Source organism: Thermohalobacter berrensis, from assembly GCF_003609645.1.
Classification (GTDB): Bacteria; Bacillota; Clostridia; order Tissierellales; family Thermohalobacteraceae; genus Thermohalobacter; species Thermohalobacter berrensis.
In genome coordinates, this window is sequence record NZ_MCIB01000039.1 from 40,493 (window position 1) to 60,974 (window position 20,482).

General features: G+C 30.6%; 19 protein-coding genes. 5 read left to right on the forward strand and 14 right to left on the reverse strand.

Annotation, left to right across the window (positions count from 1 at the left end; translation table 11 throughout):
* Positions 1-298: 298 nt before the first annotated feature.
* The 7 genes from gatB to BET03_RS12650 all read right to left on the reverse strand — a co-directional run bounded on the left by gatB (position 299) and on the right by BET03_RS12650 (position 10,759).
* Positions 299-1,726, reverse strand: a complete 1,428-nt coding sequence (gatB, locus tag BET03_RS12620) for an Asp-tRNA(Asn)/Glu-tRNA(Gln) amidotransferase subunit GatB (protein ID WP_120170656.1) — start codon at positions 1,724-1,726, stop codon at positions 299-301.
* Positions 1,727-1,797: 71 nt separating this feature from the next.
* Positions 1,798-3,258, reverse strand: a complete 1,461-nt coding sequence (gatA, locus tag BET03_RS12625; protein WP_120170657.1) for an Asp-tRNA(Asn)/Glu-tRNA(Gln) amidotransferase subunit GatA — start codon at positions 3,256-3,258, stop codon at positions 1,798-1,800.
* A gap of 45 nt (positions 3,259-3,303) precedes the next feature.
* A complete protein-coding gene (gatC, locus tag BET03_RS12630) occupies positions 3,304-3,591 on the reverse strand; it encodes an Asp-tRNA(Asn)/Glu-tRNA(Gln) amidotransferase subunit GatC (RefSeq protein WP_120170658.1) in 288 nt (95 codons plus the stop codon).
* A gap of 332 nt (positions 3,592-3,923) precedes the next feature.
* Positions 3,924-5,918 carry an NAD-dependent DNA ligase LigA gene (gene ligA, locus BET03_RS12635; RefSeq protein WP_120170659.1) on the reverse strand — a complete coding sequence of 665 codons (1,995 nt, stop codon included), beginning with the start codon at positions 5,916-5,918 and terminating at the stop codon, positions 3,924-3,926.
* Positions 5,919-6,053: 135 nt separating this feature from the next.
* A complete protein-coding gene (gene pcrA, locus BET03_RS12640; RefSeq protein ID WP_120170660.1) occupies positions 6,054-8,240 on the reverse strand; it encodes a DNA helicase PcrA in 2,187 nt (728 codons plus the stop codon).
* A gap of 455 nt (positions 8,241-8,695) precedes the next feature.
* Positions 8,696-9,037, reverse strand: a complete 342-nt coding sequence (locus tag BET03_RS12645) for a class I SAM-dependent methyltransferase (RefSeq protein WP_183108860.1) — start codon at positions 9,035-9,037, stop codon at positions 8,696-8,698.
* Between the two features lie 435 nt (positions 9,038-9,472).
* On the reverse strand, positions 9,473-10,759 hold the full coding sequence (locus tag BET03_RS12650; RefSeq protein WP_120170662.1) for an S-layer homology domain-containing protein: 1,287 nt from the start codon (positions 10,757-10,759) through the stop codon (positions 9,473-9,475).
* Positions 10,760-10,967: 208 nt separating this feature from the next.
* On the opposite strand from BET03_RS12650, the gene BET03_RS12655 reads away from it, so the two are divergent.
* Positions 10,968-11,522 carry a DUF2238 domain-containing protein gene (locus BET03_RS12655; protein ID WP_120170663.1) on the forward strand — a complete coding sequence of 185 codons (555 nt, stop codon included), beginning with the start codon at positions 10,968-10,970 and terminating at the stop codon, positions 11,520-11,522.
* Positions 11,523-11,750: 228 nt separating this feature from the next.
* On the opposite strand, the gene BET03_RS12660 is transcribed toward BET03_RS12655, so the two are convergent.
* From BET03_RS12660 to BET03_RS12690, 7 genes are all read right to left on the reverse strand, one after another.
* Entirely contained in the window at positions 11,751-11,960 is a 210-nt protein-coding gene (locus tag BET03_RS12660; RefSeq protein WP_120170664.1) for a DUF1657 domain-containing protein, read from the reverse strand.
* Between the two features lie 129 nt (positions 11,961-12,089).
* Positions 12,090-12,818 carry a YetF domain-containing protein gene (locus tag BET03_RS12665; RefSeq protein ID WP_120170665.1) on the reverse strand — a complete coding sequence of 243 codons (729 nt, stop codon included), beginning with the start codon at positions 12,816-12,818 and terminating at the stop codon, positions 12,090-12,092.
* A 194-nt stretch (positions 12,819-13,012) separates the two neighbouring features.
* Entirely contained in the window at positions 13,013-13,366 is a 354-nt protein-coding gene (spoVAE, locus tag BET03_RS12670; protein ID WP_120170666.1) for a stage V sporulation protein AE, read from the reverse strand.
* A gap of 17 nt (positions 13,367-13,383) precedes the next feature.
* Positions 13,384-14,385, reverse strand: a complete 1,002-nt coding sequence (gene spoVAD / locus BET03_RS12675; RefSeq protein ID WP_120170667.1) for a stage V sporulation protein AD — start codon at positions 14,383-14,385, stop codon at positions 13,384-13,386.
* Positions 14,386-14,865, reverse strand: a complete 480-nt coding sequence (gene spoVAC, locus BET03_RS12680; protein WP_120170668.1) for a stage V sporulation protein AC — start codon at positions 14,863-14,865, stop codon at positions 14,386-14,388. It lies immediately after the preceding gene.
* An 11-nt stretch (positions 14,866-14,876) separates the two neighbouring features.
* A complete protein-coding gene (locus tag BET03_RS12685; RefSeq protein ID WP_120170669.1) occupies positions 14,877-15,737 on the reverse strand; it encodes a DUF421 domain-containing protein in 861 nt (286 codons plus the stop codon).
* A gap of 12 nt (positions 15,738-15,749) precedes the next feature.
* On the reverse strand, positions 15,750-15,956 hold the full coding sequence (locus tag BET03_RS12690) for a DUF1657 domain-containing protein (RefSeq protein WP_120170670.1): 207 nt from the start codon (positions 15,954-15,956) through the stop codon (positions 15,750-15,752).
* Between the two features lie 164 nt (positions 15,957-16,120).
* On the opposite strand from BET03_RS12690, the gene BET03_RS12695 reads away from it, so the two are divergent.
* From BET03_RS12695 to BET03_RS12710, 4 genes are all read left to right on the forward strand, one after another.
* On the forward strand, positions 16,121-17,029 hold the full coding sequence (locus BET03_RS12695) for a radical SAM protein (RefSeq protein WP_120170671.1): 909 nt from the start codon (positions 16,121-16,123) through the stop codon (positions 17,027-17,029).
* A gap of 304 nt (positions 17,030-17,333) precedes the next feature.
* Complete coding sequence (locus BET03_RS12700; protein ID WP_120170672.1) at positions 17,334-18,515, forward strand: quaternary amine ABC transporter ATP-binding protein; 1,182 nt, start codon at positions 17,334-17,336, stop codon at positions 18,513-18,515.
* A 1-nt stretch (position 18,516) separates the two neighbouring features.
* A complete protein-coding gene (locus BET03_RS12705; RefSeq protein ID WP_120170673.1) occupies positions 18,517-19,338 on the forward strand; it encodes an ABC transporter permease in 822 nt (273 codons plus the stop codon).
* 35 nt (positions 19,339-19,373) lie between these two features.
* Complete coding sequence (locus BET03_RS12710) at positions 19,374-20,270, forward strand: glycine betaine ABC transporter substrate-binding protein (protein WP_243096947.1); 897 nt, start codon at positions 19,374-19,376, stop codon at positions 20,268-20,270.
* Positions 20,271-20,482: the final 212 nt, after the last annotated feature.

A 20,482-nucleotide genomic window follows, 5' to 3' on the forward strand; every position in this document is an offset into this window, starting at 1 on the left:
TTTTTTTAATATTTTTTTACACATGATTTACATAATCAATTTTTTTAGTTATATGGACCTTTTTTGTAATTTTAAGCTATTTTATAATTCATTATATTTAGATTTAATTTACTTCTTTTTTACTTGATTATAGTTTTTTGTTTATATTTATTAATCTATTTTTATGTTTATAATTTAAAAATTTATTCCAAGTAATTATTAAAGTTTTGAAAAAATTATAGTTACTATGTTAAAAATTGTATTTAAATTGCAAAAAGGTTAAATAAAAATTGCAAAAGAATAGGTGAGATATACCCACCTATTCTTTAATCATCTCTAATATTAATTTATTTACCATTTGTGGATTTGCTTTACCCCTTGTGGCCTTCATTACCTGTCCAACTAAGTATCCTAAAGCCCTATCCTTTCCATTTCTATAATCAATTACAGACTGTTCATTTTCAGCTATTACATTTTCTACTATTTCTCTTAATTTATTTTCGTCTGTTATCTGTATTAATCCTTTTTCCTTAACTATAGTATTTGGATCCTTTCCTTCTTCAAACATTGTCCTTAATACTTTTTTACCTATTTTATTATTAATTTTTCCTTCATTTATTAGCTTTAGTAAGTCTGCTAAATCTTTAGGAGTAAATTTAATATCCTCTATTTCCATTTCTTCTTCATTAAGTCTTCTTAACACATCTCCCATTATCCAGTTACTTATTTGTTTTGGATCTTTAGCATAATTATTAGTCTCTTCATAAAAGTTTGCTAAAGCCCTAGAAGATGTAATGACTTCTGCATCATATTCAGGTAATCCATACTCTTTTATAAACCTCTCTTTTTTTACATGAGGTAATTCTGGTAAGTTTTCTCTAATATTTTCAACCCATTCTCTATCTATTTCTAATTCCACAATATCAGGCTCTGGAAAATATCTATAATCCTCAACATTTTCCTTTACCCTCATTACTATTGTTTCATTTTTAGACTCATCCCATCTTCTTGTCTCTCTTCTAGTATCTTTACCCTCTTCTAATAGTTTTTTATGTCTTTTTTCTTCATATTCCATAGCCTTTACAGCAGCTTTAAAGGAGTTTAAATTCTTTAATTCAGTTATTGTAGTTTTTGAACCCTTTTCTTCATCTACAACATTTATATTTATATCAACCCTTAATGAACCTTCTTCCATTTTACAGTCAGATACTTCAATATATTGTAATATTGATTTTAGTTTGTCTAAAAACATTTTAGCCTCTTCTGGAGAGTTCATATCAGGTTCTGTAACTATCTCTATTAACGGAACTCCACTTCTGTTATAGTCAAGTAGTGAGCCTCCATCTATTGAGTGGATCGATTTACCAGTATCCTCCTCAATATGTACTCTTCTTATTCTTATTTTTTTCTTTCCCTTTTCTGTCTCTATTTCAACATAACCTTCTTTACATAAAGGCATATCATATTGAGATATCTGATATCCCTTTACTAAGTCTGGATAGAAATAATTTTTTCTATCCATTTTTGTTTTCTCAGATATATTACAATTTAAAGCCAAACCTGCCTTCATTCCATACTCAACAACCTTTTTATTTAAAACAGGAAGTGTCCCAGGAAGGCCTAAGCATATAGGACAGCAATGTGTATTTACTTCTCCACCAAATTCTGTTGAACAATCACAGAATATCTTCGATTTTGTCATAAGCTCAGCATGTATCTCAAGTCCAATTATTGTATTATAGGACATATTTACTTTTACCTCCTTTTTTCATTAGCAATTTTCAATTACTTTTAAATATTAAATCCATATATTATCAACTACTTTATTTCTGGCGTTTTCTTTTCATAATTGCTATTTTGCTCATATGCATATGCTGTTTTTAATATAGTACTTTCGTCAAAAGCCTTACCGATAATTTGCATACCTACTGGTAACCCATCAATATATCCACATGGCATTGAAAGTGCAGGTACTCCAGCAAGGTTTATAGATACTGTTAATATATCAGATAGATACATTGATATTGGATCTTCTTTCTTTTCTCCAATCTTGAAAGGTAATGTTGGTGTTGTTGGAGAAATTATTACATCATATTTTTTAAATACATCTTCAAAGTCTTTCTTAATTAACGTTCTAACCTTTTGAGCCCTCTTATAATATGCATCATAGTATCCTGAACTTAAGCAGTATGTTCCTACCATAATTCTCCTTTTAACTTCTTCACCAAATCCTTCACTTCTAGTCTTAATAAATAATTCATCAATAGAATTATAATTTTCTGTTCTATACCCGTATCTTACACCATCAAATCTAGCTAAGTTAGAGCTTGCCTCTGCTGGGGCAATTATATAATATGTACTAAGGGCATATTCTGAATGAGGAAGTGAAACTTCACTAACTTCTGCACCTAATCCCTCTAAAACTTTAACAGCATCGTAAATCTTATCTTTTACTCTTGAATCTATCCTATCATCAAAATACTCCTTTGGAAGTGCTATCTTTAATCCTTTTACTCCTTCTTTTAAAGCCTTAGTATAATCTACTTTCTCTCTATTTACTGAAGTAGAATCCATTTTATCATATCCTGCTATATTATTTAACACTATAGCACAGTCTTCTACATCCTTTGTCATTGGACCAATTTGGTCTAATGATGATGCAAATGCAACTAATCCATATCTAGATACTAACCCATATGTTGGCTTTAGTCCAACTATTCCACAAAAAGCTGCAGGTTGTCTTATAGAACCTCCTGTTGATGAGCCAAGGGCATATACTGCTTCATCTGAAACTACTGCAGCAGCAGAACCACCACTTGAACCCCCCGGAACTCTACTTAAATCCCATGGGTTTTTAGTAGTTTTAAAGGCTGAATTCTCAGTTGAAGAACCCATTGCAAATTCATCTAGATTTGTTTTTCCTAATATTATAGCATCTTCATCCTTTAATTTTTTTGTAACCGTTGCATCATATGGTGGAACAAAATTTTCTAACATTTTAGAACCACAAGTTGTCTTTACGCCTTCAGTAACTATATTATCCTTTACAGCAACAGGTATCCCTGCTAAGTCTCCAAGCTCTTCGCCTTTTGCTAGTTTTTCATCAACCTCTTTAGCCTTTTTTAATGCCTCCTCCTTAGTTAAAGTTATGTAACTTTCAACCTTTCCTTCAACTTTTTCTATTCTTTTAAAGTACCTATTTACTAATTCCTCTGAAGAAATTTCTTTTTTTCTTAATTTGTCCCTTAGTTCATGTATAGTAAAGTTATTTAAATCCATCTTTTTCACCCCTTCTAAAAATGTAAAAATTATTTTTATGTTATCTTAGTCTAATACATTTGGTATCTTAAAAAAGCCCGTTTCTTTATCTGGTGCATTAGATAAAACTTTATCCCTATCCATTGATTTTCCTACTTTGTCCTCTCTCATTACATTTTTTATTGGATGTACATGATATGTAGGCTCTATCCCTTCAACATCAACCTCTTTAAGCTTTTCCACATACTCTATAACTGAAGCAAATTTTTGAGTAAAATCTTCTATTTCCTCTTGACTAAACTCCAATCTAGCTAGTTTTGCAACATGTTTTACATCTTCCTTAGAAATATCCATTCTTTAATCCTCCTTTTTAGTTTCTTTAGTATGCTAAAGTATACCTAGATCATTTTTGCAAATAAAAAAACTTGCTTAAATATATCCATCTACTGCTTTTATTATTGTTACCTAAAATTAATTGGATAAACATTCAATTTATCCCTTACAGAATATGATACAACAATACAATCTCTCTGTAAACTAAATCAGTAACCCTTTGTCCAAAACCACATATTATATAAATGTAAAAGTAAACCGTCTTTTTATTAAATAAAGATAAAAGAAAGGAGATAGCCTCCTTTCTTTATCTTTATACTTTTAATTTTCAATTAATTGTCAATTGTAAATTGCTAATTGTTAATTATATTAAGGAACTTTTCTCCATCAATAATTTCAATTCCAAGTTCCTTTGCTTTATCATATTTAGAACCTGGTTTTTCTCCTACTACTACATAGTCAGTTTTCTTACTAACACTACTTGTTACCTTTCCACCCATTTTCTTTACTATTTCTTTAGCTTCTTTTCTGCTTATACCTTCTATCGTTCCTGTTATTACTACTGTCTTATCTGTAAATATGGTTTCTTCTTCAATCTCCTGTTGTTCATATATAGGATTTACTCCTGCCTTTAAAAGCTCATTTACACTTTTTACAATTCTCTCATCATGGAAAAATTCAATTATACTATTAGCAACTGTATCCCCTATGTCTCTCATTGTAATAAGTTCTTCATATTTTGCTTTCATAAGACTATCTAACGATTTAAATTTATCAGCTAAATCTGTTGCCGTTTTCTTTCCTACATTAGGTATTCCTAGGGCATATATAAATGAGGATAATGTACACTCTTTACTCTTTTCTATAGCATTTAATAAATTTTCAGCCTTTTTCTTTCCAAACCTTTCTAATTTAATTAAGTCTTCAAACTTTATATTATATAGCTCAGGAATATCTGTAAGTCCTAATTCTTCATATAGCTGTTCTGCAGTTTTTTCACTAAAGCCTTCAATATTCATGGCATCTCTACTAGCAAAATGTACAAGTCTTGAAACTAACTGAGGTTTACATGATAGTGAATTAGGACAAAATATATGAACTCCATCTTTAACAAGCTCACTGCCACAGGCTGGACAATGTTTAGGTTTTTCTATTTCTTCAGCATCATCACAGCTATCTTCTACTGTACCCATTATCTCAGGTATAACATCATTTGACCTCCTTAGCCAAACCCTACAACCTACTTTAACCTTTTTTCTCTGTATATCATCCCAGTTATTAAGTGTTGCCCTTCTTATAGTTGCACCACCTATCTCTACAGGTTCAAGTACAGCAGTAGGAGTAACCTTTCCTGTTCTTCCTACATTCCACTCAACTCTAATTAATTTTGTGGTTACCTCCTGTGCTTCAAACTTATATGCTATTGCCCAACGTGGGAATTTCTGTGTATAGCCTAAAATTTCCCTTGTCCTCATATCATTTATTTTAATTACTAATCCATCTGTAAGTACATCAAGATTATGTCTTTCTTCATCTAGTCTTTCTATTTCTTTAATAAGGTCATCTAGATTATCAAATTCCCTTATATAGTCATAAACAGGAAGCCTATTTTCTTTAAGGAAATTTATCATTTCCATATGGGTATTAAAGGACATTCCCTCAATATATCCTACATTATAGAAATATGCTATAAGATTTCTCTCTGCAGTAACCTTTGGGTCTAAGTTTCTTAAGGCACCAGCTGCTGCATTCCTTGCATTTTTTAATGGTTCATCAGCACTTTTATTATATCTTTCTAACTCAGATAGGGGCATTAAACCTTCTCCCTGTATCTCAATTGTCCCATTATAATCTATTTTTAATGGTATAGATCTTATAGTTTTAATTTGTGGCAATATGGCCTCTCCTATTTCTCCATTTCCTCTAGTAGCACCTTGAATTAGATTACCATCTCTGTAAGTAAGATTGATTGTTAAACCATCAAACTTGTATTCCATAACATATGTTGGTTCTGGTAATTTATAATCATGCTCATTATTATATTGATTAATAAGTCTTCTTACCCTTGCATCCCAATTTTTTAACTCTTCTATACTTTTACATTTATCAAGACTCCATAACTTCCCTAAATGTCTATGCTTTTCAAATTTATCTAATATTTCTCCACCTACTCTTTGTGTTGGTGAATGTGGAAGGATAATTCCTGTTTCTTTTTCTAATTGAACAAGCTCATCATATAAACTATCATATTCCTTATCACTTACTTTAGGATTGTCTAATACATAATAATGATAGTTTAAGTCATTTAGAATATTTATAAGCTCCTCTATTCTACTTCTTTTATCCATTTTCCTCACCCTTTTACCATTTTACCATCCATATTTTCCCAAAATCGAAAGGGGAACCCGGTTCACGTTTCATTAAATTTTTCTACTAACTACAAGCTACTAACTACTAACTGATTTTGATTCTCAATTGCTAAATCATATTATCTCAATTGGTGCATATGATAACATAAGCTTTTTAATACCTATTGTATCGAAGGCTACTGTAATCTCTGTTTTGTCACCTTTTCCTTTTACTTGTACTATTGTTCCTACACCCCATGTTTTATGTTTAACCTTCATTCCCACTGTTACATTAGTATCCTTATCTTTAGGCTTTACTGCTATTTTAGAACTTCCTCTAAAATACTTGTTACTTTCTTTAGATATAGCAGTTTCTTTACAACTAGTATCCTCTTCATTACAATTTTCTATTAAAGTATTTGGTATCTCTTTTAAAAATCTTGAAGGAATATTACTACTTGTACGACCATATAATGTCCTAACAGATGCATGTGTCATATAAAGGTCATTTTCTGCCCTTGTTATTCCCACATAACACAATCTTCTTTCCTCTTCTAATTCTATATCATTCTCTAATGCTCTTGAAATCGGGAATATACCTTCCTCCATTCCTGCTAAGAACACAACTGGAAACTCTAGCCCCTTAGCACTGTGTAAAGTCATTAGAGTTACTGAATCACTATCTTCTTCCATATTATCTACATCTGAAAGTAACGAAATACTAGCAAGGAATTCTTCTAGAGTATTTTCTTCACTAGTTTCTTCAAAATCCATTGCAACAGAAATAAATTCTTGTATATTCTCTATTCTAGTTTCAGTTTCAACAGTATTTTGCTTTTTAAGTGATTCTAAATATCCTGAAGATTCAATAACATTTTCAATTAATTGCTTTACTCCTAATACCTCTTTCATTGCTATAAACTTATTTATTAAAGAAGTAAACTTCTTTATATTATTAATAGCCCTTTTAGATAATCCTGGTATTTCTTCTACATCTAATATGGAAGAATACATACTTTCTCCCTTTTGTTGGCTATAGTTTTCTATCTTTTCTATGGTCTTTTTACCTATTCCCCTTTTTGGTACATTAATTATTCTTTTTAAACTTACATTATCAAGGGGATTTTGTATAAGCCTTAAATATGCTATTATATCCTTTATTTCTTTTCTATCATAGAACTTTGTTCCACCAACAATCTTATAAGGTATATTTGCTTTTATAAGTGCTTCCTCAAGTACACGTGATTGGGCATTTGTTCTATAGAGAATTGCAAAATCTAAATAGCTTAATCCGTCACTTTCTTTAGTATCTATTATCTGTTTAGAAATAAAAGCAGCTTCATCATGCTCATTATAGCCTTTATATATTTTTATCGGCTTTCCAGTATGGTTTGCAGTCCATAACTTTTTATTTTTTCTACCATAGTTATTTTTAATTACATGATTTGCAGCGTCTAAAATTGTTTTAGTAGAACGATAATTTTGTTCTAGCTTTACTACCTTTGTATCTGGAAAATCTTTTTCAAAATCTAGAATATTTCTTATATCTGCTCCCCTGAACTTATAAATTGACTGGTCATCATCACCAACAACACATATATTCATATGGATTTTAGATAGTAATCTTACTAGTTCATATTGTGCCCTATTAGTATCTTGGTACTCGTCTACTAATATATATCTAAATCTCTTTTGATAAAATTCTAATATGTCAGGGTTTGTCCTAAACAGTTCTATAGTTTTATTTATTAAATCATCAAAGTCTAATGCATTATTCTCCTTTAGCTTTTTCTGATAAAGACTATATATTTCTCCTTTTTGTCTTTCCCTAAAATCTCCATAATTTTCTTTTATATATGTATCTGGATTAATAAGCTTATCTTTTTGTGAACTAATGAAGTTTAACATAGATTTAGGTTCATAGTAATCTTTGTTTAAATCAAGTTCTTTAATTATATCTTTTATTAATGTCTTTTGGTCAGCTGTATCAAATATAACAAAGCTTCTATCATAGCCTAGTTTATCTATATGCCTTCTTAAAATCCTTACACATATTGAGTGGAAAGTTCCTACCCACATATCATCTAATTTACTCTTTATTAATTTCCCTATTCTTTCCTTCATTTCATTTGCTGCTTTATTGGTAAAGGTTATGGCAAGTACATTCTCTGGAAGTACTCCTTTTTCATCAACAAGATATGCAATTCTATGTGTTAAAACCCTCGTTTTTCCGGAACCTGCTCCTGCAAGTACAAGTAAAGGACCTTCTGTTGTTAATACTGCTTCTCTTTGCTTGTCGTTAAGTCCCTGTAAGTAATCCATTTATATACTCCTTTCTTTTATATTCAAATCTATTATATAAAAAAAAGGAGTATAGTTAAAGGTATAGTTAAGGGTACAGTGCACAAAGGGACGGTTCTGTTGTGTCATAAGTGCACAAAGGGACGGTTCTGTTGTGTCATGTTTTTCTTTAATAGTTAATCACAAAGGGACGGTTCTGTTGTGTCATGTTTTTCTTTAATAGTTAAGAGTCAGGCTTGAATAATTGAATTAAAAAAATAGTTAAAGAATTAAGTTTTTATCTACTCCGCAATTAACACAGCCCATTCAAGCTCTGTTTCTTCTACAGGTAAGCCATCTATCTTAGCTTCCTTTATTATTTTTCCTATTGGTGTTGGTTTTGCTAAACCTATACATTTATTTACTAGTTCTACTTTCCAATTAGCTTCACTAAAACTATTTATTGCAATATTTTTAAATGCAAATGTTTCAACACCTCACTTGTAAATAATATTAGTATTTTCATTATCCACCTCAGGATAAAAATGAATCACTGACATTAATCTTCCGCTTACTATACGTCTTAATTCTTTTAATAAATTTTTAGGCTTTTCAATATTAGATAACCCTAGATTTGAGGTTAGTATATTAACTGCTCCATCTTTAAAAGGCGTAATTCTAGCATCAAAGGAAATTAGGCTAATTTTATCGTATAAACCTAATTGTTTTAAATCCAGTCTACTGTGCCTTAATACACGGGGACTAAAATCAGTAGCCACAATAAAATTGTCCGTTTTTTTAGCCAATTCTTCAACAAGATAACAACGTCCAGAAACCAAATCTACTACAAGACAGAAGGGGACTGTCTCTTTGTGTGAATCTATAAGATATTATTAATGTATTAGACAAAACTTTTATTTTTTTGTTATTCTACGATGTAAAAAGAACAAAAACCGACTAAAAAAAGCTGCCATGGTCGCAATGAGGGGCGTATAGTTTTTAAATGACTTAGTAAAATGAGCATAAATAGGTATTCCTAAGATTATCACAAAAAATATTATGATTTCTTGTATTGAATAGATTGTTTTCTTTTTTTTCAAACTAAAACACCTCATAATTATTCCAGTTTTATTATATTCCTAACATATAATAATATACTAAAAATTGTAAGTGATAACACAAAGGTAACTCAAAGTGACACACAAGAACCGTCCCTTCTATTCCTTCCTTCTTTAAAAAGGAGAGGTAGTAGGCTACCTCCCCTTTAAAAGTTCTTATAATGTTTTTATTGTTGCTTTGTTGTAATACACTTTACTCTCATTAGTGTGGGTATTTGTTATTGTAGTTTTAAGTTTTATCTCCATTCCATTTTTCAATTTTATTTTATCACGCTCTTCGAATGTTCCATAATATCTTGAATCTAACCTCCACAATAATCCAGACTTTTTTACTTCATTCCAAGGCACCTTTCTATCTGTTCTGAAAATCCTCCTATCCCCTTGTCTATTTATAACACCTTCAAAGTAATTCAAACAATCTAAATCTTTGTTTATAACTTCTGTTTTAAAAGTGAATTTTTCATTATATTCTCTAGCGTTTTCTAAAAATAAAAAAAATACAGTATTACTTACTTTGTCATAATCATGATAAATTCTAAACTTTGGCTCTGGAAAGGCTGTATCATCATCAGTAGGTGAATATTTTGCTAGTAGTTGTGCCCTTGAATCTTTTGCTTTTCTCCATAAAGCAAGTTGTTCCGATTTATCTAATTCACCATCTTCCATATATTCATTAACTGTATCTGTTATTTCTTTATCTTCCTTTAGCTCTTTATAAACATCATTATCTTCATCAATTTCTATTCCCTTATCTAAAGCATCAAACATATTTACTATCATTTGACTTGCCTCTGCTCTTGTAGCTTCACCATTTGGCTTAAATGTATTATCTGGATAGCCATTTATAATTCCATTTTCACTAGCAATAATTATGTACCCTTTATCTTCTGATTTGATAGTATTATCATCATTGAATTTTGTCTTTTGTCCTACTAATTCTTTAGCCTTTTCATCAAGTCCTACTGCTCTAACTATCATTTTCGCCATTTCTACTCTAGTAATATTTTTATCTGGCTCATAGTTTTGTCCATATTCACTTGGAACAATAATATTTTCTTGTACCAATGTATATATTTCATCTTTAGCCCAGTGATTTTTAGTATCATTAAAATTGTTTCCTTCTTTCAAATCTAACTTTAATGATGTTCTTACTACCTTTGCAAATTCAGCTCTAGTAATTGTGTTATCTGGTCTAAATGTTCCATCACCATAACCGTCTAATATACCTAACTCTACTAACTTACCTACTGTGGCATCAGCCCAGTGATTTCCCATATCTGAAAATCTCTTTACGAGTTCTTTAAAATGTTCAGTAGTTCTTGTTACTAGTTTTTTTAGGGTTTCTGAAAGATTTAGTCCATTTCCATCAGTAGCATATGAGTAAATAGGCATTGCAGTTATTAATAGTATTAAAATCATTGATATTGAAATAAATTTTTTCATTTATATACATCTCCTTCCATTAAATTCATTGTATTTATTATACTGTATTTTTATTTTTCTTTCTAACACAAAAGTTAAACCAGTTATTGAATTATTATAACTATCATCGCTAATAATTTAATTATTCAGTCCTAACCCCATCTTGAATATTTATAGACTTAATAGTAAAAAATATTGAACTAGATAATAAACCCTAAAAGGAGTTACTATGAAAAGAGACAAATTTTCTATCTATCTAATAATTCTACTGACTATAATTCAGGCTATAAATATTGTTAGCTTTATTGTTAAAAAAGAATATACATATTTATTTGATGTTTTAGTTACTTACTTTGGATATTTAACTTTTACTTTTTTAGATAAAAAATACAGTTTAAAAACAAAAGATTATATAAAATTATTATTAGTTTTAACTTTTATAATACATAGTTTATTAGGTCATAATTTAGGTTTATATGATAAAACTCATTGGTTTGATAATGCATTACATACCTTTGGTAGTTTTTCTTTTGCTCTTTTGTTCTATTCTATAGTCGTAAATACTACCCAATTTACTGTTAAATCTAAGTCTTTTATATTCATTTTAATATTGGCCTTAGGAACTGCTTCTGGGTCTATATTTGAAATAATAGAATTTATTTTAGATACACTTCTAAATACTAATAAACAAAAAGGATTAATCGATACTAATCTGGATATGATTTTTAATATTATCGGATCATCTTTAGCAGGTTTTGTTACTATATTAAATCAAAAATGCTGATGGATTAAAAATCCATCAGCATTAAAATTGAAAAATAGGGACGGTTCTGTTTTGCATAACTTAAAAACTTTGTCGAATACAAGGTTAATAACAACTGTTCTTAAAACCCATATATTCATTCCCTACATTGCTAACAACTAACCACTACCTTCTAACAAGTATTTCATTTTACATTTTAAAATTGCTTTTCTAATTGTTCATTAAAAATTGTCAGCTGTAAATTAGTTACTAGCTTTGCTGTCTATACTCTGGTTCCTCCTGCTGTACATAATTAACTCTATTTTGAAGTGTTTGAGCTATATTTTCAGCAGATGTTGATAACTGATTAAACATCTGTTTTGCTTGCTGATCATTTGTATCCATTGAAAATGTTTTTAAGTCTGCTGCTAACCCTTTAGCACTTGCTAAAGCTTGATCTAATTTTTTCTTTGTACCCAAGCTAATCTCTCCTTCCATGGTCAAAAGCATTTTATGGTTTATTGGGTATTACATTTATATTTTTTGCCTTTTACCTATTATTATCCCTATTAATATTTTTAAATAATTTCATTTTTTAGTAATGATTTTTTAAACATTTTTATTATTTTCACTAATATCAATTTGATTTTTTATATTATCCTTATATTTATCAACATACATATTCCCATTTTGGTCTATTGTTGCATACATCACTTCATCAACCTTTTTTACTCCAAATGCTTTAAGCTTCTCTATTAAATCTTTACCATTTAAGTTTCTCTCCCTTAAATTTTCGTATATTATTTGTCCACCAATTATAAGCTCTGTTGGTATATCTTCAGGCTTAGATACTAGGCTTAAATCACCTACTGTTACATTCCTTTTATCATTTCTTTTTATTACACTTAAATCTCCATTTGCCTCTAATAATGCATAATCAACCTCTAATGGTGAAAAACAATCCTTTTGCCTTAATAGCTCATTTAATTCATCTATACTATATCTTGTTCTTTTAAGATTATTTTCAAGGATTTTACCATTTTCAATAACTAAAACAGGTTCACCCTGAACTAACTTTCTAAATCCTCTATTTTTTAAAGAAATATAAGAAATGCTTGCTGTAAGCACTCCAAATAATACAAGGCCAATAAAGTGTTGGTATGTATGGGCTTCAGTATCTGTTGCTAATGTGGCAGCTATTGACCCAAATGTAATACCATTTACATACTCATAAAGTGTTAACTGAGAAATTTGCTGTCTTCCCAAAAGTCTTGTAATAAAAAGTATTGTAAAAAAGGCTAAGAATGTCTGAATTATAATTTCTATTAAAATTTTCACTTAGTATCACCCTTGTTTTATATTATTCTTTTATCAACAAATACTATACTTAGATAACTAAATATGTGAGGTGATAGATATGAATTTACTTTATGAAGGAATATTTACTTTTGTGTTTATAATAGTTGGTTTTATTGTGTTATATATTCTCCATAAAAAAGAACTAATATAAAAAAGCAGTCTTTAACTGCTTTCTAACCCTTTGGCCTAAATATTAATGCTGCTAAAAAACCAAATATTATAGCTGCGGAAACTCCTGCACTTGTTACTTCAAAAATTCCTGTAAGTACTCCAACTATTCCACTTTTTTTAGCCTCCATTAATGCACCTTTTACCAATGAATTGCCAAAGCTACTTATAGGAACAGATGCTCCTGCACCTGCAAATTTAATTAAAGGTTCATATAATCCTAATCCTCCTAAAATTGCACCAACAACCACTAATGTACTTGTTGTATGGGCAGGAGTAAGTTTAAACACATCCATCATAATCTGCCCAATTACACATATAGCTCCTCCAACAATAAAAGCCCAAATAAATTTTTCCATATAAAAAAACACCTCTCTTACATTTCTATAGATACCGCATGGGCAATACATGGAATACTTTCTTTTTGTTGATATGATAATGGTGAAAGTAAAGCCCCTGTTGCAACAATTAATATCCTTTTTATTTCGCCTTTTTTCATTCTGTTTATAAAATGTCCATATGTTACAGTAGCAGAACATGCACATCCACTTGCCCCTGCCATAACAGGCTGATCTTTACCATATATTAAAATTCCACAATCAGTAAATATTTCTGGAGGAATTTTTAATCCATGATCAGTTAATAAATCAGTAGCAATTCTATGACCTACCCTCCCTAAATCACCTGTTGCAATAATATCATAATATGATGGATCAATCCCTAAATCTCTAAAATGCGCCTCGATAGTATCTACTGCAGCAGGAGCCATAGCTCCTCCCATATTGAATGGGTCAGAAAGTCCCATATCTACTACCCTACCTATAGTTGCAGATGTAATCCTAGGCCCTTCACCCTCTTGACCTAACAATGCTGCACCTGCACCTGTTACAGTCCATTGGGCAGTAGGAGGCTTTTGACCTCCATATTCTGTAGGATATCTATATTGTTTTTCTGCAGCTGCATTATGGCTTGATGTACCGGCCAATGCATATTTAGCTGATTTACTATTAACTATTAATGCAGCTAAGGCTAAGCCTTCCATAGAGCTTGAACATGCACCATAAATACCAAGAAAAGCTGAACCTAATGTACGGGCAGTAAAGCTACTTGAGATAATTTGGTTCATTAAATCTCCACTCAAGAAAAACTGAATATCTTCTTTTTTTAAGCCAGCTTTTTCAATTGCTATTTCACAGGCTTGTTCTAATAATTTTTTCTCTGCCTTTTCAAAACTATCCTGTCCTAGCCATGTATCTTTATGGAGTATGTCAAAGTCATCAGCTAATGGCCCTTGGGCTTCAAAGGGGCCACCTATTGCTGAAGAAGCTAGTAACACTGGTTTAGATTCAAAAACCCAAGTTCTGTGACCCTTAAGCATCTACATCCCACCTAACCATTGAATAGCAATTTTTACAATAGCAACAATAAAAGCAGAAAAAACTCCATAGGCAATTACCGAACCTGATAGCTTAAACATATTCCCACCTACTCCTAATACATATCCTTCACTTCTATGTTCTATTGCAGCGGAGGCTACAGTATTTGCAAATCCTGTAACTGGTATTGCTGTTCCAGCACCAGCCCATTGTCCAATATGGTCATAAACTCCTAAACCTGTAAGTAATACTGATATCATAATAAGTACTGCTACAGTAGGGTCTCCAGCTGTATCCTCTGTAAAATTAAAATATTTTATAAATATCATCTGTAAACCTTGGCCTATTGTACATATAGTTCCTCCAACTACAAATGCCCTAATACAGTTTGATAAAACCGGTCGTTTTGGATCTCTCTTTTTTGCATATTCTTGATATTTTTGTTGAGTAGGAGTTAGTTTTTTCTTTTTTTTACTTGACATATTCTCTCCTCCTAGCGTAATAAATATGGTTCTATTTTTTTCATTACTTTTTTAAGCTTATTAGCATTTTTAGAATACATTTCTTTAGCCTTTTCATCCTTAGTATCAATTGCAAAGCTTTCTAAATCAGCTTGGCATTTTTCTATATTTGCATAAAGTAATTCCTTTACTTTAGGCTGTGGAAGTTGTATTGAATCATCAAAAAGATCTACATATAAATCTCCTGATGAATCTACCTGCCCAATAAATACATTATCTAAGGATACTCCCATACTCTCTAGCTTTGTTTTTAGCCAATTTTGATTAAGGCCCATATTAGACAATGGTTCGTTTAGTATATTTCCATCAAGTATGACAGTCTGTGGTTCAGATTGAGGAGAAACCTGTTTCCCTAAATCATGTGCTGTTACAGGTTTTTTGTCTGATTTTAAGAGTACATTAATATCACCTGTTGGTTCTAAAATTGCAAATTCAACATCAGCTATATTAAATATGTTTTTAGATCTTAACTCCCTTAATAGGTCTTCTCCTGTTAATCTTGCTTGACCTAGATTTTCTTCCATTACCTTTCCATTCTTAATTAATATTGTTTCTTTTCCATTAACCCATTCATGAATCCATTTACTCTTCATAGATAAATAATCTATTGCTATAGGTAGTAAACTCCAAACAGCTAAAGCAATAAATCCAAATACTAAATTAGTAATAATATTTACAGCCATTAATGAGACCAAAATTCCAATTACTACATAGTTAATAAATTTAAATGGTGTAATTTTAGCTGGATTTCTTTTCCCAATAATTCTTACAAAAATTAAAGTTACAAAGAATAATCCTAAAGATCTTAATAATATATTCGCCCAAGCTGGCATTTCTTTACCTCCTTAATAACCCTTATATTGTGGTTCTTCAAACTCTAGAGTTTTCATTCTATTTTCTAAATCTATAATAGTCTCTTCTACTGCCTCTAATGCTTCATCATATACAGGTTTAGCTTCTTCATCCTGTGTTTGTGCTGAATAAATTCTTAAAGTACTTTTTATACCTTTTAAATTACTTAAAGTCTGTTTTATTTTAGAATCTACAGTCAATCTAAAACCTCCCTAATTTAATATTCCTATATTTTAGTTTTACAATTATTAGATTATTTATTCGTTTTTATTGAATAGTAACTGTTTTATTTATTTTTTTGAATTTTAACTCCTTATAAGGTAAATAAATAATAGTGGAACACTTTTAATAAGGGATGATTGGTATGTATAAACCTAGTTATTTAAACTTATTAAATAGTGGAGAATTAGAAGAAAGAGTTAATAAACTAAAAGAAATGTTAAAAAATTGCGTTTTATGTCCACATCAATGTGAAGTTAATAGGTTAAATGGTGAGAGGGGATATTGTAAAACCTTAGACAATGTTATTGTATCTGGAGCCGAACCCCATTTTGGTGAAGAAGAAGAGCTTGTAGGTAACTATGGTTCAGGGACTATATTTTTTTCCCATTGTAATCTTAGATGTGTTTTTTGCCAAAACTACCAAATAAGCTATTGTGGGGAAGGGACTGAGATTGACAGCTATAGATTAGCTAATATGATGCTTCATTTACAGGATAAGAAATGTCACAATATAAACCTTGTTTCTCCTGGACATATAGTTCCCCAAATAGTTGAAGCTATTTTTATAGCTGCAAAAAATGGACTTAACATTCCTATAGTTTACAATACTAATGGATACGATTTGACTGATACACTTAAACTTCTAGATGGAATTATTGATATATATATGCCTGACATAAAGTTTTCTAATGATAAACTTGCTCAAAAATACCTTGGAGTAAAAAACTATTATAAAATAGCCAAAAATGCTCTAAAGGAAATGTATAGGCAAGTTGGTAATCTTAAAACAAAAAGTGGTATTGCATATAGAGGTTTAATTATTAGACATTTAGTTTTACCTGAAAATTTAGCTGGAACTTATAACATAATCAAATTTATTAAAGAAGAATTGTCCCCAGATGTCTATATAAATATAATGTCACAATATTATCCTACACATAAAGCATACAAATTCAATAAATTGAATAGAAGAATCACAATGGATGAATATAGGGAAGCTGTTAAAGCCGCTAAATTAGCAGGGTTAAATAACCTAAAAACTACATTCTAAACTACATAAATTTCGACCTTTTAGGTCCATTTTTGCATTTTCCTGCAAAGTAGTGTATAATATTTAACGGAAGACTTCCTATTCTTCTATTTACTCTAGGAAGTCTTTTTTTATTTTTTGAAAAGTAGAAAGTCAATTAATATATTTTTTTATTGTTTTTGGTTAACATAAATTTGACATAGAAACAAATGTTTGTTATTATTAATTAATGTGTGTATTTGGAATTTTTGTAATTTTCTGTATTGAAAATAAATCTTTTTAAATAGATTTTATCTTTTATAGCACTATATAAAGGAGGTAAAAAATGACTAAAATTGAAGTGAAAAATGTCTTTAAAATCTTTGGAAGTAATCCAAAAAAAGTCTTTCCACTTTTAGAAAAGAACTTAAGCAAAGAAGAAATACTTGAAAAGACAGGAAATACTGTAGGAGTAAACGATGCAAGCTTTAAAGTAAAAAAAGGTGAATTCTTCGTTGTAATGGGCCTTTCAGGAAGTGGAAAATCAACATTAATCAGATGTATAAACAGACTTATAAAGCCTACAAAGGGTCAAATATTAATAGATGGTGAAGACGTAGTTACAGCAAGCAAAGAAAAACTAAGAGAAATAAGAAGAAAAAAAATATCAATGGTTTTCCAGAATTTCGGACTATTTCCCCATCGAACTGTTGCTAAAAATGTTGAGTATGGACTAGAAGTTCAAGGGATAGATGAAAATGAACGTAGAAGGAAGGCTTATGAAGCATTAAAACTAGTTGGATTAAAAGGATATGAAGAGAGTATGCCAGACCAGTTAAGTGGTGGTATGCAGCAAAGAGTCGGTTTAGCAAGGGCACTAGCTAATGATCCAGATATACTTTTAATGGACGAAGCATTTAGTGCGTTAGACCCGTTAATTAGAAAAGAAATGCAAGATGAACTTTTAGAACTTCAATCAAAAATGCATAAAACTATTGTTTTTATTACTCACGACCTTGATGAAGCATTAAAGCTTGGAGATAGAATTGCAGTAATGAAAGATGGAGAAATTGTACAAATTGGCACACCTGAAGAAATATTAACTAATCCAGCCAATGATTATGTAAGGGAATTCGTTCAAGATGTGGACAGGTCTAAAGTTATAACAGCCGAATCTATTATGCAAAAGCCTATCGAACTTGCTTCTCCTAAAAATGGTCCAAGGGTAGTTATTAGAAAAATGAAAAAAGCAGGTATAAACAGCATACTTGTAACTGATGCTGAAAAAAAATTAAAAGGAATAGTAACAATAGATGATGCAGTTGAATTAGCAAAGAAAGATAATGAAAACATAGAAGAAATAATAAAAGAAATTCCAACTGTATCACCTGATACTCCAATTGTAGACATAATGCCAATGTCTGCTGAAGCAGATTATCCTATAGCTGTTATTAATGAAGATAATAGATTATTAGGAATAATAGTTAGAGTATCACTAATCAGCGGAATTGTAGGGGAGGGAAACTAGAGTGCTTACCTTAAATATAGGACAATGGTTTGAAGTTTTCATAAAATGGCTTAAAGACAACTTTGAAGGATTCTTTGATATAGTAAAAAATGTTCTTGAATCAGGAATTGTTGGTACAGAGGATTTACTTCTATTATTACCAAGTATAGTATTAATTATAGCAATAACTCTTATTGCATGGAAATCTGCTGGCAGAGGTGTAGCAGCATTTACTTTTGTAGGACTGCTATTAATTGACAGTATGGAACTATGGGATGATACAATGAAAACTTTAGCATTAGTATTAATTTCAGCCTTAGTAGCATTAATATTTGGTATTCCTTTAGGTATACTAGCAGCAAAGAGTAAACTTGTTGATAAAATATTAAGGCCTATACTAGATTTCATGCAGACAATGCCAGCTTTTGTATACTTAATACCAGCAGTTTTATTCTTTGGACTAGGTAAGGTACCAGGTTCTGTTGCAACAATTATTTTCTCAATGCCACCAGTTGTTAGATTAACTAACTTAGCAATTAGACAGGTTCCAACGGAAGTAGTTGAAGCTGCTAAATCTTTCGGTTCAACATCTAACCAATTACTCTTTAAGGTTCAATTACCTTTAGCATTACCAACAATATTAGCTGGTATAAACCAAACTATAATGTTAGCACTATCAATGGTTGTTATATCAGCAATGATCGGTGCTGGAGGTCTTGGAAACCAAGTTCTTAAAGGTATCCAACAGTATAGAATTGGATTAGGTTTTGAAAGTGGTGTTTCAGTTGTTATATTAGCAATGGTTTTAGATAGAATTACCCAAGCTTTTGGGAATTCTAAATAAATAAATAAATTAAAATTATCAGGAGGTTTGATAAGGTGAAAAGATTTGTATCGTTATTTCTTGTATTTGCTTTAATTGCAACATTTGCTCTTGTTGGTTGTACTCAAACAAATGAAAAAGGGGATGGGCAACAAGGTGCTGATGAAGCAAAAGGAACTGTAAAATTAGGAGTTGTTAACTGGGCAGAAGGTATTGCTATGACAAATTTAGCACAGGCAATACTAGAAGATAAAATGGGATATGATGTTGAAGTAACTATGGCTGAACCAGGACTTATCTTCACGTCATTAGCTGAAGGTGACTATGACGCTTTCTTAGATGGTTGGTTACCTGTAACACATCAAAGCTATATGGAGCAATTTGGTGATGATTTAGCTGACTTAGGATATAACTTTGAAGGTGCTCGTATAGGTCTAGTTGTACCTGAATACGTTGATATAAACAGTATTGAAGAAATGAATTCAGTAAAAGATAAATTTGATGGAAAAATTGTAGGAATCGGATCTGGTGCTGGAATAATGCAAGCATCTGAAAAAGCTATCGAAGAATATGGCTTAGACTTTGAATTAGTTGAAGGTAGTGGACCTGTTATGACAGCTGCTTTAGCTGATGCTGTAGATAACAATGAATGGATTGTTGTAACAGGTTGGAAGCCACACTGGAAATTTGCTCGTTGGGACTTAAAATTCTTAGAAGATCCAAAGAAAACTTATGGTGAAGCAGAAAACATCCATACAATAGCAAGAAAAGACTTAGAAGAAGATATGCCAGAGGTTGCTCAATTCTTTAAGAACTTTAAGATGAATGATCAACAACTTGGTAGCCTAATGGGTATGATAGCAGATAATCAAGATAAAGAGCCTGTTGATGTTGCAAGAGAATGGATGAAACAAAACGAAGACTTAGTAAATAGCTGGATTCCAGCTGAATAATAAAAAAACCCCTGTTTAAAACAGGGGTTTTTTTATGTTAAATTTTAAATTGTCAATGTTAAATTAAGAAATTTAAAATTGAAGAAAGTTAGTAGGTAGTATTTAGTGGTAAAATAATAGTAGTTATTAGTGGATGGTGGTTAGTGGTTAGGGTAATACAAAAAATATAAAATTATTAAATACAAAGGATTTAATACAATTATTTTCCAATT

Excerpts from the sequence above, each read along its gene's own strand:
- spoVAC (WP_120170668.1), bottom strand. The coding sequence starts at position 14,865 with ATGTCAAGTAAAAAAAAGAAAAAACTAACTCCTACTCAACAAAAATAT.
- BET03_RS12685 (WP_120170669.1), bottom strand. The coding sequence starts at position 15,737 with ATGCCAGCTTGGGCGAATATATTATTAAGATCTTTAGGATTATTCTTT.
- spoVAE (WP_120170666.1), bottom strand. The coding sequence starts at position 13,366 with ATGGAAAAATTTATTTGGGCTTTTATTGTTGGAGGAGCTATATGTGTA.
- ligA (WP_120170659.1), bottom strand. The coding sequence starts at position 5,918 with ATGGATAAAAGAAGTAGAATAGAGGAGCTTATAAATATTCTAAATGAC.
- BET03_RS12700 (WP_120170672.1), top strand. The coding sequence starts at position 17,334 with ATGACTAAAATTGAAGTGAAAAATGTCTTTAAAATCTTTGGAAGTAAT.
- BET03_RS12650 (WP_120170662.1), bottom strand. The coding sequence starts at position 10,759 with ATGAAAAAATTTATTTCAATATCAATGATTTTAATACTATTAATAACT.
- pcrA (WP_120170660.1), bottom strand. The coding sequence starts at position 8,240 with ATGGATTACTTACAGGGACTTAACGACAAGCAAAGAGAAGCAGTATTA.
- gatC (WP_120170658.1), bottom strand. The coding sequence starts at position 3,591 with ATGGATATTTCTAAGGAAGATGTAAAACATGTTGCAAAACTAGCTAGA.
- gatB (WP_120170656.1), bottom strand. The coding sequence starts at position 1,726 with ATGTCCTATAATACAATAATTGGACTTGAGATACATGCTGAGCTTATG.
- spoVAD (WP_120170667.1), bottom strand. The coding sequence starts at position 14,385 with ATGCTTAAGGGTCACAGAACTTGGGTTTTTGAATCTAAACCAGTGTTA.
- gatA (WP_120170657.1), bottom strand. The coding sequence starts at position 3,258 with ATGGATTTAAATAACTTTACTATACATGAACTAAGGGACAAATTAAGA.
- BET03_RS12695 (WP_120170671.1), top strand. The coding sequence starts at position 16,121 with ATGTATAAACCTAGTTATTTAAACTTATTAAATAGTGGAGAATTAGAA.
- BET03_RS12655 (WP_120170663.1), top strand. The coding sequence starts at position 10,968 with ATGAAAAGAGACAAATTTTCTATCTATCTAATAATTCTACTGACTATA.